Below are 16,424 nucleotides of genomic sequence, written 5' to 3'. Positions count from 1 at the left end.
TCGGATCAGCGGGGTTGCGGGTACCACTCGATGCGGCCACCCTGGAAATCTTGGGCTCGGCCACCGTTGTAGTCGTACTCATCGCTGATCGGATACCCGTATCGGCCGTTCTCCCAATTCTGGCCGGCCCAGGTTTCTCTGATCGCGCCGACCACCACGCGGGCACCGGTGCCGGACGACCAGTAGATCGAGCCGCCTTGGAAATGCTGTCCAGCCCCGTTGCCCCTGGCCACGAACTCGTCGGTGACCGGGAAGCCGAGTCGGCCGTCCTCCCATGAGAGGGTGGCCCACTTGTCACGGATCGCACCCCACGTGTTGTGCGCACCGGTCGTGCTCGACCAGTGGATCGTCCCGCCCTCGAAGTGGTTGAATCGTCCCGGCTTTCGCGTCGGCAACTCTCTGGTGGTCGGATACCGCAACGCGCCGTTCTCCCAGCCGAGCTCGCCCCATTTGGCGCGAATCGCGCCGCCGATCTGATTGGCGTGCGCGCCGGATACCAGCGGATGCCAGTAGATCGCGCTGCCCTTCTCGAATGCCTGCCACCGGCCGCCGCGGGCGGCATCGGACTCCGGGTTCACCGGGTTGCCGAAGAAGGTGAACCCGCCGGACTCGTCGTATTCGACCTCGATCGCTCCGCCGACGTCATAGGGCCCGATCGGCCGCGCAGCCGCGCCGAGCGGAGCCGAGGTGGCGGCGATGAGCAGCACGAGGACCGTGCCGCCTCGGATCATCCTGTTCGACCGCCGTTTCGGCTGCTTCTGATCACGTGACATGGCCTCTCCTCACACGATTTCGACCTGGACTCGGTACATGATCGAAATGCCCTCCCGCACATGACCATTCCAAGAGTTGAGTACCCGAAATCGCAGGATGCACACCGGGTCGTGGATCGGTCGCCTCGAGCGGTCTCGTGACACGGCCGAACGGCGGCGGGCCGATGCCCGGCTGCCGGGACCGGCACCGCAGATCCCACCGATGAATACCGGTCGGAATGTAATTCGCGAACCTTTTCCGCTCATATGCTTACGATTATCGGATCCATCGGAACCTTATGCGCAAATTCTCGCCGAGAACGAAGGTCCACCGACTCCGAAAATTGCCGCGTCTCCGCAATTATAGTTACCGCAAAGGAGTCGATATGATCAATAGTGAAATTAATAAGCTTATCGAAGAAACGTACACACTGGCGAGGGGGTTGCGACAAAAGGACCGGTCAGTCGATGAGGAAGCGTTGGCGGCCATAGACCAGGCCGCACGGTGGATGGGACAAGCGGCAGAGGCGAATCCCGAGCTCATTCCGTGTCCGGAGTACAAGATTCTACTGTGGAATATCGGGTGGTGCATTTATGAGGCCTCGTGGGCAGTTGTCTCGAAAGTGGAAGTAGCGTGGGAGCTCACCGGTCATGCCGAGAGCGCTCAACGCGCCGCGGTAATCGCGACACTGGCCGCCACCGCTCGCGCACTGCCATGGCCGCAGTATGCACCACGCGCTCTCGGCGCCATCCGATGCGAGGCGCTGGTCGAATCGAAGCGCGATACCCCTGACGGATACGACCATGCCTGGGTCTTCCACGACCAAGCAACGGACATGTACGACGACTTCAAGCAAAGTCTGATGGGCGCGGAAAAGAAGTTCGCCATCGGCCTCGACGAGGTGTTCATTCAGCTTGGGCTCGCGGAGACCGGAACAGCCTGCCGCGAGGCCGAACGCATCATCGGTCGCTGGGCAGAAGGTCGCGGCGACGCGTGGACCGAAGGCGGCGAAGACGTGTGGCTGCGGCGGCTGTACGTGCGGTTGTCCGAGGGTGCGGAGATCGGCGAACGCACCCTCGCCACCGTAGCGTCGGTCCATCTCGAGCACGGACTCGTCACCGAAGTCACCGAGGACCGAATGGCTTTGGTCACCGCATACCGGCAACCAGGCATTATGACCGCCCGCGCGCTGCTGCTCGCCGCCCCGTTGTGCGCCGATATGGACCGACTCGGCTTCCGGCCACCGGAGGACATGTCCTGGTCGATGGCGCAGGAGAATTTCCTTCGGCGTGCCGGCCACGCCTACCGCGCGATTCTCGACGACTCAGGGGCCCCCTATGCCCAGGATCATCTTCGCTCGCTGGTCCAACTTCGACTCAATTTCGCGCTGCTCACGCCCGGCCGATCGATGCCGTTGCAGACCGACCTGGCCGACTGCCTGACGATCGATCCACTGGACGATCGAGCTTGCGAGTCCCTTTCCCTCTGGTTGTCCCAGCGACCGGAGGACGATGCCAACGTGCTCGGCAGCGCGACCATGCCTGGCTACATGTGTGCGATCGAGCGCTGCGGAAAGCATCTCGGTAACAGCGAACTCAGCTATTTCGAGTGGCGTCGCAAGTGGCCGAACCTCGATCGGTACGTCAAACAGGAGGGTCGAGACGAACGGGTCGCCAATGCGCTGAACCTCTCAGCGGCACAATGCACTGAATGAAGCCCAGGCGTACACGTCGCTATCGAGATCGGATTTCTCGAGCTGGGCAAGCTGCGCGAGCCGTAAGGCTGCTGCCAGGGTCAGCGTCGGATCGGCGCGCAGAGCGGCCACCATCCCGGCCGCCAGAGCAGCGGTGTGTTCGTTGTCCACTTTGCCGTGACCGGCCACGACACACCGAGCACCCCCGGCAAGCACCGCGGCAGCGAAGCCGAGAGGTTCCTCGTCGAGTCGGTCCGAATCATTGCCGAGTTCACAAGCGGCAAGCAGTACGGATGCCGGCCACCGCGTCTGTAGCGCCTCATAGGCGCGGAACTCGTCCCCCGCCAGATGGACACGTTGGTTCAGCTTCGCTCCTGCGCCGTGGGTGGAGACGTGAACCAGGCCATAGTCCGAAATGGCTCGTACGAAAGGACTTCCACCGCGAGCGCGGCCATAGGCGCGCAGTCGACATGCCTGCAAGATCGACCCGTTTTCCGCATCGAGCCGCCAGGCCTTCTTCTCCTTCGTGAGGTCTAGCGCGGCAAATCCCGCGGGAAATCCGTCCGTGACCAAGTGCACGAGAACCGGATCCCGGACGACCGGCACGGGCGCACCGGTCATGACGGTGAGCACGGGAGTGTTCAACACCACGGCACGCTCTACCAGCCGCGTGCCTGCTTCATTGATCTGCAGCGCTTGCCACGGCAAACGATTGAGCAAACCGTGCGCGGACACCAGGAGCAGGATGGGATTCTCACAAGACGCCTCGTTCAGCGCGACCAACACGGTGTCAGGCAGCAGTTCCCTGGCCAATCGGTACCAGCTGTCGACGCCGGGCGGCTTCGGCACTTCTTCATCGGCGTTCTGCGCGGCCAACCATTCCGCGCGAAGACGAGTCACCCGCGGCGCTGGATCTTCGAAGAATTCCCGGAACGCAGCGCCTTTCGTCAGCTGATCGAAGGACACCGCGCCGTCCGGGGTGATCAGCGTGCGGAACCACACCGGTGACCCCTTGCGCGTCTCACCCAATGCGACATAGTCGAGGACAAACCTGCGACAGTCGTACCGACGACCACGCGCACGGCGTATTACTGCGCTCGCGTCGATCGGCTGCGGAAGCACCCAGTCGGCAAGGACCGGCGAGACCGTCTCGAGTGTTACGCCATACTCGTCGAGCTTCTTCTGGCGTACAGATACTTCGGCCCGGTCCAATACCTTTCCATCGGCCAACGCATCCTCGATTCGAAGCGTCTCACGCACCACCTCTCCGATCTGCCAACCAAGGTCTGCGTTTTGCTCGCGGATGAGTGCGGCAATGCCGGTTCGCTTGGCTAGCAAGGCGACATGCAGACCCAGTTTGCCGATATCTTCGTCGGGGTATCTGACCAACTGCATCGCGATATCGCCGAGAATGCGGCGAAGCGCGATCGAGAACGGTCCGCGCAACCGGGCAACCACGCGCTGGCCCCAGCGGATCTGTTCCAGCCTGCGAATAGCGCGCTGCAATTCGGCAACCATCTCCCTTGGTGCGGCAACGCCGCTGTGATCTATGACCGGGAATTCTGAAAGTGCGAGCGTCACCGAGAGGCCGTCGGTGGCAGCCAGCACCTCCTTCCGGTCGTAGCCGTCAGCGTAGGTAGCCGTGGAATTCAGCTCGCCGTTCGGATCTGCAAGGGCACGTGCAGCTCTCGATATATCGGCTGCCGCCTTGGTGTCGGGGGGATCCGAAACCAGCTCTGTCAAGCCGCGGGCAAAATCAAATCGACTGTGCGCTTGTCCCTCGAGCCACCAGCGCTCGCCCCCGTACGGCTCGACGAACTCCTGCTTCTTCGACTGCCACGTCCTATCGATGTTTCGATAGCGGCGCCTCCGGTCACGCACCCACCCGGTGAGCACGGGCGAATTCCATCGACGCTCTCTGCATTGCGCGGCTAAAGTCGCTGCACACCACTCGTACTCGTAATGCGCGCGATGATGCTCAGCTCCGCTGAGGTAGAAGTATTCCTCAGGCTGGTCGGCCATGGCACGTGCTTTGCTGTACTCACACGCCAGCCGCAACGCGCGCGCCTTCTTGTGGCCGATCCGTACCACCTGACGGCGATCAATCCCGTGGGCGGTATACGCATTCGCCAGTGCCTTGTCATAGAGCGCGGCGGCATCACGATCCTCCCGAGCGATCGACTCCGGAAGATACGTAGCGAGTCCGGGCAACATCAGAAATTCTATAATGGCGGCCGCATGGGCATAGAAACCACAGCGAGCAGCGGGTTTCGGCGAAGATTTCGCACCATCGAGCTGTCGCTTCAGTGCGCGAACCAATAGCGCCTCGCCCAGGTATTGAGTGCGTCCCAGCTGGTCGGTATCTTTTACTATCCCGACCGCCCGCGATACATCTAGTGCGAGATGTAGCAGATCATCTCGGTCTTGGATGTGTTTGACTGCATCGAACGCATCGATTGTCACGATCTACCCCACATCCTTCGCCCCCTAACGTATGTTGTGACCTGCGGGGCGGCAACAGAATTGAGAACCAGCCGTTCGCGGTCAACTCACGGTGGCAAACATGTTGAAGGATACTCCCAGCACAATGCCGGCAGATGCCGATTCACGAGCCGAGCGTGCGAAACTCGCGATCGATTTCGCAGCACACTGGCTGTCCAGCGATCCGATGCGGAAATTGCTCACATTATTCGGCGAGGAACTACCTGAGCCGGGAAAAATGCGGCCGGACTGGCGAGCCGACACCGAGTGGCTGCCGTTGGGCGAGGAGTTGCCGCAGTGGCTGGACGGAGTGCTGGACCGGACCAACGGCCTACCCGGCGGCCTGCGGGACACGCAGGTGGATGTGCTCGACACGGTGCTGACGATCGAGCACCGGACCGCGGACGACTTCAACTTCCGGGGCGACGCCAAGCGGTATCGCGAACGCGCGCAGGCCGATTCCGCGGATTTCAGCGACACGATGCGGGACGCCGTCGCGGAGTACACGGACCAGCTCGGTCTGGTGCACCCTGTCGATCCACGTCATCGGCGATACGACATGACGCTGGTGCTCGGCGGCGGCTATCGCTCGCCACTGTTGCGGGCACGCTTCGCCAGACTGCTCGAATCTCAGGGCGTAGACCTGGGCGAGCTGTACTTCCTCGGCAGTCCGCGCTTCCTCATCGCCGAACCGCCGGAAGCGCTCGACGTCGCCGACTACGCGCCGACTGCCCGTGACGAGTTCGACTTGCTTGTCGCGGCCGCACACAGTGAGTTCGAGCTCGATGCGGCGAGCCCCGAGTTCCTGTGTGGCTGCCGGACAGCGGACACCCGCTGCCCACAGTGGCTCCGCTCGCACCAGGACGCGGCAACGGAGACGCCATCGGAATATACCCATGAGCGCCGAATCCAATTGTCCGACAGCACCGATCGGGCTCGTGGCTGGGTCCTCTCGGCATGCACCGGCAGGCCACCCTATCGCCCCGACACTTCGGACACCTTCGGCCTTTGGGCTCGCACCGCCTCGCCGACCACCCGGCAACGTGTGTTGATCGTGACCACACAGGTGTTCGTACCGTTCCAGACATTCGACGGAATCAAGCGACTCTACCTACAACACGGTGTCGATGTGGAAGCGGTCGGCTTCGGCGCCGAATGGGGAGATCGGCCGTTGACCGCGGAATATCTACTACAGGAAACACTTTCGGCGATACGCTCGGCGCGCAGACTCGTCGTCGACGCCGTCGATATCCTGCGCCACAGCTCGGCAGCGTGATCAAACACTTTCGTGCTCAGCAGATCCGAGCACGGCTTCAATCGAATACTCACAAGTGGGAGGGCGCAATGAGCGCCAATGATGCACTGGAAGAAGCGTTGAACGAGAACCGACTGCAACCAACCCCGGACGGCGCGGGTAGCGTTGTCTTTCCGCACGAAGTCGACTGGGATGCAGCCATTTTCATACTGAAGGACATATTCGAGGACGATTCGGTTGCCGAGGTGATCGAGATATTCCTGGCGAGGGAAAGATACAGCTTCATCAAGCGGACGCAGTTCGACAATATTGCCAACGACCATCTCGCCGACAGCGGCAATACGAGAGGTGATGCGATTCACCCTGCGTTCGCGAGCTATCGCATGGTCATCGCAACCTGCCTCAACGGACACCACGACTACATAGGGGTGCCGAAGGATCAACCCATCGGGGCGCTGTATTGCAGCAAATGGACCTGCGGCAAACCGATGCGACCAGACGCCCCATGAATGCGGCCGGAATGCTCGACCGACTGACGAGCAGCAAGGTCATTCTCATCGGCATCCTGCCGACGTGCGCAGCGGGGCTCTTCCTCGCCTTCCTTGTCGGCGCAGGAGCACCGGGACCACTCGACTTCGCCGCGGCATGGCGGGCCACTACGTACTCCCGAGTGGGTCAAGCGATTCCGGCAATCATCGGCGTTCTGCTGCTATCAATCGTCATACACCCACTGCAGCCGTTGATCGTGTGGCTGGTCTCGATCCGATGGTTCTCGCGGAAGAATTGGCGCGCCATACTGACCTATCTGATCATCGACCGCGCGAAACGCGATCGTCGGCCGACGCTGCGGATGTCTCGACTCGGTCGACTCACATACCATCGCACCGCTGGAGGCTGGTACGGATTTGCCATCGATCGGGCTTGGCCCCGGCTGTACCCGGTACTCAGTGCGGAAACTCGGGCCATGGTCGACGACCGCAGGGACCAGCTCGACCTCTCGGCCAGAGTGACCTTCACGGCCGCCGCCACCACTGTTGCGGTCTTCTTGTTGCTGCTGCGAAGTGGCTGGGTTCCGTGCCTGCTGTTGTCCGCGATCCCAGCCGCGCTGGCGGTCGTGTCGTACCAGGCAGCGGTACTCGTCGCGGCCGGCTACCACGAAGCGTGCCGCGTAGCGTTCGATCTACATCGCTTCGACCTTCTTACCGCTATGCACATCGAGCTGCCGCAGACCCCGGCGGAAGAGATTGCCCTCAACCACAACCTCAGCCAATTCTGGGAGGCGCCGCAAAACGGCGGCCTTCCCGCGAGCTACAAGCACCCCACCTGACAATCGGCTGAGCCGAAGCCAGTTGGTTGCCATACTGTTCCAGTGCAGATGCTGAACCGGTCACGCGACGTCGACGCCGCCGGAGTCGAGTATTCGGTCATCGATTTTGCTGCGGATGCCACCGACCCGTCGGCGGTGTGTGCCAGCACGCGCGCCTGGCTCGACTCGCCGGAGATGGCTGAATTGTTCGCGCTCTTCGGCCACCAACTCAACGCCACAGGACTGGGCAACCGGCTGGCGGAAGCCGAAGAGCTGACGCGCGACATCTTCGACTTCCGGCGTGGCAGCGAACGGTGGGAGGCTGAGAAGGTCGAATTCACCGCTGAGACAACGGATGTAGTGGACCGGTTGATCGGGCTCATCTATCGCGAGCCGACCGGACGGCCTCAGACCGACCTGGGCGGTTTCGATCACGCATTGGTGCTCGGCGGGCGTATCAACACCTGTTTGCTGCGCGCGGAGTTGCTCGCCGGACTCCTCGCCGAAGGGCTGCGCATAGGTCACGTCTGGGGTCTGGGTAGTCGGCGCGCGGTGACCGATGCCGAGCGTGCGCTGGCAGCGACCCTCACCACCGAAGCGGTCGACGACGAACTCGATGCAATGTCGGTCGCCTTGGTGACCAACCTTTCCCTCGACCCGGCGACGGTTGCGCCGAAGACTCCGGGTATCAGCGAGATCCGTTCGCTGGCAACGGATCCCATCCAGGTTACCGGACTGTCCGCAGCACCTGGCCCTGGCAAGCCGCGAGCGACAACGAGCGATACGTACCGCTTCTTCGTCGATACTGCCGAGCATGCAGCTGGAGCCGAGGACATACTGGTCGTCACCTCCGCGATCCACGGACCGTTTCAGCATGCGCAGGCGCTCGCCGAGTTGGGGCTGTGGACTGGTGCGCGCATAACTACTATCGGCGCTCATATCTCGACGAGCGACAATGCGCAGGTCCGGACTTCGTGGACGACCGCTGAATGGCTGCAGGAGGTCCGCTCGGCGATCTGGTCGATGCGCATGATGTACGAGACATTCGCGAGGAAGTTCCCCGATCTCGACGATTTCTCCGCTTGACCGCTGCGGCGGGCCGGAAAGCGAATGGCTGCTGTGCGTGCGCATCGAGACTCGTCAATGCGGTTGAGCCCGTTGGCATTCGCGTTCGACAACCGACAGACGACCACCGTAGTCGGCTGGAGCCTCGTCGCCCGATTGCCCACCGGCATGATCGGGCTGTCGATTCCGTTGATCGGCTTGGCCGCTGAGTCGTCACCGACCGTTGCCGGGGCAGCGTTGGCCGTGTACCGGATTGCCCAGGCCGCCACCACCCCACTGTGGGGTCGTGCCGCCGATCGTGTCCCCCTGCGGGTGCTACTACGCACCGCTCCCATCGGATTCGGCGTGTTCGTGGCGCTGCTGGCCAGCTGCGCGGCGCAGCCTGCATTGCTGATTTCCGCCGCGATGATCCTCGGCTGTCTCACGCTGCCGTATTCCGCTTTCCTGCGTACGCTCTGGAATCGGCAGTACGACGAGCCGGATAAACTGTTGTCCGCCAATGCATTCGAGTCCTTCATGACGGAAGCGGTACTGCTCGGCGGGCGCGCTCTGCTGGCACTGGCCGCACTCGCCTTCCCATTGCATGCGATCGTCGCAGGCCAAGCGTTTCTCTCGATCGTGGGTGGGGTGGCGTTGTCGGTGACAGCACGGGTCCGTGCCGATCGACCGATGCCACCACAGATCGACGGCGGCACGCGCGCGCCTCGGCCGTCGACACCGGCCGTCGCGCCACTGTTTGCCGCATTCACACTATTCGCCGCAGCATTGGGCGCCGTCGCGCTCTCACTGGTGGTGGTCATGCACGCACGGCCACATGGTGCAGTGTTGGGGTCAATCGCGGTCGCCCTGTGGGGGCTCGGTAGCCTCGCAGGCCTCGAGCCGCTGACCCGCCTTTCGATCAGGCGCTTTCGCTTTCCCGGCCCGCTCATGATGGCGGTGACAGCTGTCATCGTGTGGCTGCTCGCGATCCTCGCAGCCGCACACTGGCCCGTAGTGCTGTGGTTGGCATTTGCCGCGGGAACTCCCATCGCCGTGGCGATTTCGGCATTGTATGGATCGCTCGAGTCGGTGACACCGCACAACAGGCAGGCCGAGTTCTTTTCTTGGGCGATGACCGCGATCCTGGCAGGCGACGCGGCAGGCACCGTGGTGGCCGGGGCTGTCCTCGACTGGACTCAGTGGCAGGGCAGCGGATTCGTGGTGGCCGGGGCGATGGCAGCTATCGCAAGCGTGCTGGCCGTCAGCGCCCGTCCTGATCCTGAGCGAACCGATCGGCCCAGTGGCGCAGATAGCCTCTAGCAACCGTCAAGTTGACAGGTTGCTGTAGCGCCTGATTGATCAGGCTCGGCGAGAGCCCTTTGCCTGCGATCTCGGCTTCCAACACCGGACGTTGCGCGGCTATCGCGGCATCGGTGTCCCCGGTGGCGGCGACGGTAGTCTTGCTCGAGCTGTCCGCAATGAATTGCAGACCCACCTCCAGCGCATAGTCGGGATGAGCCGCCATGATCTCCTGCACGGCGACGGTGAACTCTGCCGACTCCGTGAAGGCGAGATTGTAGCCGAGCGTCTTCTTTGCCACTCGCCTGACTTTGCCGAGTTCGAAATGCAGTTCGGCGCAGGCGGCAACGTACTCGATCTGCGCATCGGTCAACCCCCATTGCGTGAGGGAGTGTCGCATGTCACCACGAATGACGATGCCGGAGTACTTCTCATGATGCGGAAAGCTGAAAGTCTGCCCCATCTCGCCGCGGACCGGCTTTCTGGTGAAGAATTTGCCGACATCGTGGGCCAGCGCCACAATCTGCAGTAGTTGCTCCTTGGCGACCGCATCTATTTCGACTGACAGCGCCGCTCGGACCGAATCGCGCAACCCCCAACGCTCCAGATGCTCCGGCACGACCGTCGAGAGATCGTTGGCGAATTCTACCGAGTGCGTGATTATTCCGTACTGATGCCATTGCGGAGAATGCTCTTCTGGGTTGTCTGGCGCCTTCGCGAAGGATTGGCTCTCGGGGAGCGACATGTCCGCATTATCAACGATCCAGCGGGCCGCCATATCGGGCAGCGCCGCGTTCAGCCGTCGGCCGATTTCTGCGATATCGATAGGAACCTGCGAAATGGTTGGTTTGTTGTTTTCAGGTGTTTCTTGCACCTCGCGACAATAGCTCGATAATGGTCAGCCGAATGCGCAATTGACCAGATCGCACTCCGGTCCGAGTCGCACACCGAACGCCGCTTCGACCCCGTCTCGAATATGGGCGGCAAACCGCATGACATCGGCCGTCGTCGCACCGCCCCGGTTGGTCACCGCTAGTGCATGCTTCGAAGACAAAGCCACTGTTCCGTTATCTCGATCGCGGCCGTAGCCGGGTGCGAAGCCGGCCCGGTGAATCAGCCACGCCGCCGACAGCTTCACGCCGTTGGGGTCAGGATATTGCGGGCACGCGGCTGCTTGTGCTGGCACCTCGGACAACACGGGGTTGATGAAAAATGAGCCGACGCTCCAGGTGTCATGGTCGGCCTCGTCCAACAGCATCCCGCGCTCACCACGCAGTGCCAATACTGCGGCCCGCACGTCCGATGTCTTCGCGGTGCTGTTCGCTGCTACACCGAGGCGCTGAGCCAACGCGTCGTAGGCGATCGGCAGGCTCGAATGCCCTTCGGCCAGCCGGAAGGACACGCTGAGGACAACATAGCGGCGGGTGTGTTTGAACGTCGATTGACGATGGCTGCCGAACCCGCAGCGATCCGGGCCCCAGACTTCGACGGCGCCGCTGACACGGTCGTACACCGAGACCGTCTCGAGGAAGTCCGACGTGAGAGTGCCGTAGGCACCGACATTCTGGACTGGTGTCCCGCCCACCGAGCCCGGAATTCCGGACAGTGGCTCCAACCCCGCCAGCCCGGCGTCCAGTGTGGCGACAACCAGGTCATCCCATTCGACACCGGCGTCGGCAACGACGTGATCACCATCGATACGCAGGCCGGGAGTCGCCACTTGAACCACGAGTCCGTCGAAACCATCGTCACCGACCACCAGATTCGATCCGCCGCCCACCACGAGTACCGGCTGCCCAGCGGCATCCGCGTCGCGGATCGCCGTGATCAACTCATCCGTACTCGCCGCCTTCGCGAATTCCGCAGCGGGACCGCCGAGCCGCATGGTGGTGAGGTCCGCAATCATCGTTGCCACGGTCGCACACGCTACCGCCTCGATCGCGCCGCCAAAGTCGACGGTCATCGAAGCCGGTCAGTGCTCTGGCGGGGCCTGCAACCGCTGCACCGCTTGCGTGCAGGCCTTTTGCAGGATTCCGATGCGATCCGTCGCCGAAATGTCCGATCTCGAAGCAAGACCACTGATGATTTTCCGCGACCAGCCACGCACAGGATTCGGTGGAACACCGTAAACCTCGAAGAAAAGCGCGACGTCCCACTCGCTCTTCGTCGCCGCTAAATATTCTTGACCGAACCAAATCAGCGCATCACCTAGCGCTTCATCGGCCACGAGGGCTGTCTTGTCGTCGCTCGGGAGGTTCGCGTTGTGTAAAACAAAACCAACCGGATCGTTTTCGATCTCGCCGCCGATCGGTGCCGTCACGTTGGTCTCCTGGCCGATTCGAGAGGGACGCATCGGAACTGTAACGCAATCGAACCAGGCAGACCGGATTACGCACAAATCGAGCAGAGGAACCAGTCGTACGCTTGGTATACAGATTTACCTCGCCGCAGCGACCAACGGCTCTTGATCAACCGCCCGTATGCCAGGATGCTGGCCAGCGCCGTACGCTGGCAGAGTGCCGTCATGGTTCGAGCGATGAGCCGCACCAAGTGGCACTGTGAGCGTCTCTATCGAAAGGACATTGACCCCGTGGAGATCACAAGTATCGGGCACGCCGGCTTTCATATCAAAACAAAGGCTGGCACCATTCTTTGCGACCCATGGGTCAATCCTGCCTATTTCGCCGCATGGTTCCCATTTCCCGATAATTCGACACTCGACTGGGCCGATCTCGGCAACTGCGACTATCTTTACGTCTCCCATCTGCACAAGGACCATTTCGATCCGAAGAACCTGTCCGAGCATGTGAACAAGGACGCGACTGTCCTACTCCCCGACTACCCGGTTCCCGACCTTCAGCGCGAGCTGGATAAACTCGGTTTCCACAAATTCCTGGAGACCGACAATTGCGCGAAGCACCGACTGTCCGGTCCGGATGGCGAGGTCGACATAATGATCATCGCGCTCCGCGCGCCTGCCGACGGACCGATCGGAGACTCCGGACTCGTCGTATCCGACGGCGAGACTGTGGTTTTCAACATGAATGATGCGCGCCCGGTGGACCTCGACATGCTCGAGCGTGAGTTCGGCCATGTCGATGTCCATATGCTGCAGTACTCGGGCGCGCTCTGGTACCCGATGGTGTACGACATGCCTGAGCGGGCCAAGACCACCTTCGCCACGCAGAAGCGCCAGCGTGGCATGGACCGCTGTCGGCAATACATCAGCCAGGTCGGTGCGTCCTGGGTGATCCCCTCTGCCGGACCACCATGCTTTCTCGACGACGAGTTGCGGCATCTCAACGATGTGTACGGTGACCCGGCGAACATATTCCCGGATCAGCTCGTCTTTCTCGATCAGATGCGTCGGCACGGCATGGATAACGGATTGCTGATGATCCCCGGTTCGACCGCGACTCTGTCGGGCGCCACGCTGGAGTCGCTGCGGCATCCGATCGCCGACGACGAGGTGGAGGCGATATTCACCGACGGCAAGGACGCCTACATAGCGGCGTACGCGCGACGGCAGGCAGCCACGATCTCGGCGATGAAGGCCGAGTGGGCGCCTGCTGAAGGACCGGCGCTCCTGGACACCGTCCGAGCAAAGCTCGAGCCACTCATGGCGCAGTCGGATCTGATCTGTGATGGCATCGGCTACCCGGTCATGCTCCGCCTCGACGCCGAAGAAATCGCCTTGGACTTCCCTAAACGCGTTGTGCGCGAGCCTGTTCCGAACGAAAAGTTCCGGTACGAATTCGAGATACCGACACAACTCGTCCGCACCGTACTCCGCGACGACGAGCCGGATTGGGTGAACACCATCTTCCTGTCGACTCGCTTCCGCGCTCGTCGAATCGGTGGCTTCAACGAGTTCCTCTACACCTTCTTCAAATGCCTCACCGATGAGCGGATCGCCTACGCGGACGGCTGGTATTCAGAAGCTCACGACGACAGCTCGACCGTTGAACTGGGCGGATGGGAAATCCAGCGCCGCTGCCCGCATCTCAAGGCAGATCTCTCCAGGTTCGGTGTCATCGAGGGCAACAAGCTCACGTGCAATCTGCACGGATGGGATTGGAACCTCGAAACCGGTCGTTGCTTGTCGCACCGAGGGCACGAGCTGCGTTCGAAAAAGATCGAACAGTGACATAGGTGCGAATGCCGATCGCCCGCACCACGACTGGCGCCGGTAGGGCGAAACGGCGTCAGTCGTGCAGGTGCGCCAGGGTGGTGATGAGTCGGTCCGCGATGTCGGCGGGCCAGGGGAAGGCGACGGTCGATGCTCGCTGGTGGGCGAGGCCGTGCAGGCCGAGCCACAGGCCGACGGCGTCGGCGGACACGTCGGTGCTCGTGGCATGACCGGCGGCGACGCAGGCGTCGAGGAGATCACCGAGCAGCCGCAGGCTCTCCTGGCCGAGTAGGTGCATATCGGCTGCTGTCACGGCACTTTCGCCGAGGGCCGGCATCCAGACACCGCCGAACATGGTGCGGTAGCGCTGCGGATGTTGTTGCGCGAAGTCCAGATACGCGTGACAGACGGCGAACAGCCGCTGCCGCGGATCCTCGCCGGCATCGTCCCCCGCCGCGCGCAGCCGCTGCTCCAGCTCGGCGAAAGCCTGCTGGACGAGGGCGAGCATGATGGTCGGCTGGTCGGGAAAGTGGCGGTAGATCGAGGGGGCGGCGATCCCGACGCGGCGGGCGACCGACCGCAACGTGATCGCGCTTTCATCCCCGTGTTCATCGAGTAGCTCGACGGCCGCCTGCACGATCTCGTCGCGCAACCGCGCGCCCTCGCCGCGGCGGTTGCGGGCCCTGGTCGGGGCGTCCGCGCCGGTCACAGTGGTTGCCATGCCGTTAGCATACACATGAAAGCTTATTGGCGTCAGCCCTTGCGCTTCGTAAGGTTACATGCGTAGCCTTACGACCGTAACCAAACGCGATCGGATTCGGAGTCCACCATGAACACCACCCTCACCGCCCACGCCACCGTTGCCGGTCACCCGCGGGAGCTCACGACGACTCGGGTCGGGGAAGTCGACAATCTCGCTACCTACGTCAGCTTCGGAGCCGCCTACCTGCTCGGACATGGTGCCGCGGCCCTTTCCAAGGGCGACGATCCGTTCGTGTCCCTGCCCGGCTGGCTGCCACTCGCCCTGCTCGGCGGCGGGCTCGCCGTTGGCATCGGTTACAGCATTCGCGCCGCCAATCGTGCGCAGCGCGGCGCGAGCACGGCCGATATTCTTTCCGGCAAACTGCTCGGATTCTCTTGGGCCAGCGCCTTTGTCGCCCTCTTCCTCGCCATCACCGGCCTTGCCGCCGTGGTGGAGCACCCCGACCTGCAGACCATGCTGTGGCCCGTCGGCTCCGGCCTCATTGTCGGCCTGCTCTACCTCGGCGAAGGTGCCGTGCGCCGCAACGTCCTGCACTACGCCCTCGGCACCTGGCTCGCGCTGACCTCCACTGCCGCACTGTTTTTCGGCGCCACCGGACTCTTCTGGGTGCTCGCCATCGCAGGCGGCGGCGGCTACCTCGTCGCCTCCGTGCTCGAACGCCGCCGCCTCGCGGTTGCCTGATCATCGGCCCGAAACACACGGCCCTGCTGGATAAACGAGCGCCATCCCCCAACCGACCGAGCCCTACCGCCAGGCCGAGGCCCGTTGCATTGCAACGGGCCTCGACTTCTTCATGGCCTGCACCGACGTTCACTGCTGCATCGGCGGATCGACACCGCCTCTCGCCACTTCAGCGGGTCTTACTGGGCGGCAGCGCGAATCAGATCGGCGGTCTCGTGGGGATGCGACACCGCGACGGCGTGCGAGCTGTCGACCTCGACGACCTTCTTGGCGCCGATGCGCTTGGCCATGGCGCGCTGCGCGTCGGGGTGGATGACGTGATCAGCGCCGGAGACCAGGTAGTACGAGGGCAGCGACTTCCACGCGGGCTGACCGGTGAAGACGCCCTCGAAAGCGCCTGCCTTGACCGGCCGTTGGGTGGCAGCCATCACTGCGGCCTGTTCGGCGGGCACGTCCTGGGCAAAGGTGTCGTGGAACTTACCGTGATCGAGGTAGAGATCGACGCCATCCGGGATGGGGTGGGGGCACAGCGCCTTGCCGACCTCGGTGTGCGGCAGATCCGGGCCGCCCGCGGTGAGGGTGTTCTCCCCCTCGTCCGGCGCGGAGGCGGCAATGTAGACCAGGCTCTTGACATTTCCGGCCTCGCGGGCGGCCTTGCTGATGATCGATCCACCGTAGGAGTGGCCGACCAACACGACGGGACCGGCGATGTCTTTGACGATGCTGGCGACATAGTCGGCGTCACTGTCGAGGCCGCGCAACGGGTTTGCGGCGGCGATGACCCGGTAGCCGTCCCTGGACAGATCACCGATCGCGCCGTTCCAACTGCTGGAATCAGCGAAAGCGCCGTGCACCAACACCACGGTCGGCTTCTGTCCCCCGGCCGATCCGGTGGCCGGCTGAGCCGCGGCCGTGCCGGGCGTTGCGGCGACCACGGCTGCGGCCACGGCCGTCGCGGCGGCGAAACCGATGCGGCGACGGAACGTGCTGGACGAGTTGGCGCTGTTCATGATGAATCTT

15 protein-coding genes are annotated in these 16,424 nt (G+C 62.9%); 8 read left to right on the top strand and 7 right to left on the bottom strand.

The genetic code is table 11. The features are described from left to right. Positions 1–5 precede the first annotated feature (5 nt). A complete protein-coding gene (locus NA11_RS34175; RefSeq protein ID WP_245746387.1) occupies positions 6–773 on the bottom strand; it encodes an LGFP repeat-containing protein in 768 nt (255 codons plus the stop codon). A gap of 365 nt (positions 774–1,138) precedes the next feature. Here NA11_RS34175 and NA11_RS34170 point away from each other — a divergent pair, with 365 nt between their 5' ends. Then, complete coding sequence (locus NA11_RS34170; protein WP_141718006.1) at positions 1,139–2,467, top strand: hypothetical protein; 1,329 nt, start codon at positions 1,139–1,141, stop codon at positions 2,465–2,467. Here the strand turns inward: NA11_RS34170 and NA11_RS34165 are convergent. Continuing rightward, positions 2,444–4,909, bottom strand: coding sequence for a CHAT domain-containing protein (locus NA11_RS34165; RefSeq protein WP_141718005.1), 2,466 nt, complete (start codon positions 4,907–4,909; stop codon positions 2,444–2,446). The genes NA11_RS34170 and NA11_RS34165 overlap by 24 nt on opposite strands. A 214-nt stretch (positions 4,910–5,123) precedes the next feature. On the opposite strand from NA11_RS34165, the gene NA11_RS34155 reads away from it, so the two are divergent. The 5 genes from NA11_RS34155 (at position 5,124) to NA11_RS34135 (ending at position 9,852) form a co-directional block, all read left to right on the top strand. Continuing rightward, positions 5,124–6,203 (top strand): hypothetical protein, encoded by a 1,080-nt coding sequence (locus NA11_RS34155; protein ID WP_141718004.1) that lies wholly within the window; start codon positions 5,124–5,126, stop codon positions 6,201–6,203. A gap of 68 nt (positions 6,204–6,271) precedes the next feature. Further along, complete coding sequence (locus NA11_RS34150) at positions 6,272–6,691, top strand: hypothetical protein (RefSeq protein ID WP_069166194.1); 420 nt, start codon at positions 6,272–6,274, stop codon at positions 6,689–6,691. After that, entirely contained in the window at positions 6,688–7,509 is an 822-nt protein-coding gene (locus NA11_RS34145; protein ID WP_069166193.1) for a hypothetical protein, read from the top strand. Before NA11_RS34150 ends, NA11_RS34145 begins: the two co-directional genes overlap by 4 nt. A gap of 48 nt (positions 7,510–7,557) precedes the next feature. Beyond that, positions 7,558–8,574 (top strand): hypothetical protein, encoded by a 1,017-nt coding sequence (locus tag NA11_RS34140; protein ID WP_501193651.1) that lies wholly within the window; start codon positions 7,558–7,560, stop codon positions 8,572–8,574. 57 nt (positions 8,575–8,631) lie between these two features. After that, complete coding sequence (locus NA11_RS34135; RefSeq protein ID WP_069166191.1) at positions 8,632–9,852, top strand: MFS transporter; 1,221 nt, start codon at positions 8,632–8,634, stop codon at positions 9,850–9,852. On the opposite strand, the gene NA11_RS34130 is transcribed toward NA11_RS34135, so the two are convergent. Genes NA11_RS34130 through NA11_RS34120 form a run of 3 tightly spaced genes read right to left on the bottom strand, consistent with a single transcriptional unit; the run spans position 9,794 to position 12,151 of the window. Continuing rightward, positions 9,794–10,705: an HD domain-containing protein gene (locus NA11_RS34130; RefSeq protein WP_069166190.1), complete on the bottom strand. Its 912-nt coding sequence runs from the start codon at positions 10,703–10,705 to the stop codon at positions 9,794–9,796. The two genes, NA11_RS34135 and NA11_RS34130, sit on opposite strands and share 59 nt — an antisense overlap. Before the next feature lie 24 nt (positions 10,706–10,729). Further along, positions 10,730–11,746 carry a UDP-N-acetylmuramate dehydrogenase gene (locus NA11_RS34125; RefSeq protein WP_439957125.1) on the bottom strand — a complete coding sequence of 339 codons (1,017 nt, stop codon included), beginning with the start codon at positions 11,744–11,746 and terminating at the stop codon, positions 10,730–10,732. A 57-nt stretch (positions 11,747–11,803) separates the two neighbouring features. Then, the gene (locus NA11_RS34120; protein ID WP_141718002.1) at positions 11,804–12,151 is read right to left on the bottom strand and encodes a hypothetical protein; all 348 of its coding nucleotides are present in this window, start codon (positions 12,149–12,151) and stop codon (positions 11,804–11,806) included. A 270-nt stretch (positions 12,152–12,421) separates the two neighbouring features. Between NA11_RS34120 and NA11_RS34115 the strand changes: the two genes are divergently transcribed. Next, positions 12,422–13,978: an MBL fold metallo-hydrolase gene (locus NA11_RS34115; RefSeq protein WP_069166188.1), complete on the top strand. Its 1,557-nt coding sequence runs from the start codon at positions 12,422–12,424 to the stop codon at positions 13,976–13,978. Positions 13,979–14,036: 58 nt separating this feature from the next. Here the strand turns inward: NA11_RS34115 and NA11_RS34110 are convergent, their stop codons facing one another. Then, positions 14,037–14,681, bottom strand: coding sequence for a TetR/AcrR family transcriptional regulator (locus NA11_RS34110; protein WP_069166187.1), 645 nt, complete (start codon positions 14,679–14,681; stop codon positions 14,037–14,039). Between the two features lie 108 nt (positions 14,682–14,789). Here NA11_RS34110 and NA11_RS34105 point away from each other — a divergent pair, with 108 nt between their 5' ends. Then, positions 14,790–15,404, top strand: a complete 615-nt coding sequence (locus NA11_RS34105) for an ABC transporter permease (protein ID WP_069166186.1) — start codon at positions 14,790–14,792, stop codon at positions 15,402–15,404. Between the two features lie 179 nt (positions 15,405–15,583). On the opposite strand, the gene NA11_RS34100 is transcribed toward NA11_RS34105, so the two are convergent. Beyond that, positions 15,584–16,414, bottom strand: coding sequence for an alpha/beta fold hydrolase (locus NA11_RS34100; RefSeq protein ID WP_069166185.1), 831 nt, complete (start codon positions 16,412–16,414; stop codon positions 15,584–15,586). Between the last annotated feature and the right edge of the window lie 10 nt (positions 16,415–16,424).

Source organism: Nocardia altamirensis NBRC 108246, assembly GCF_001612685.1.
Classification (GTDB): Bacteria; Actinomycetota; Actinomycetes; order Mycobacteriales; family Mycobacteriaceae; genus Nocardia; species Nocardia altamirensis.
This window is presented reverse-complemented; position numbering and strand designations above follow the sequence as displayed.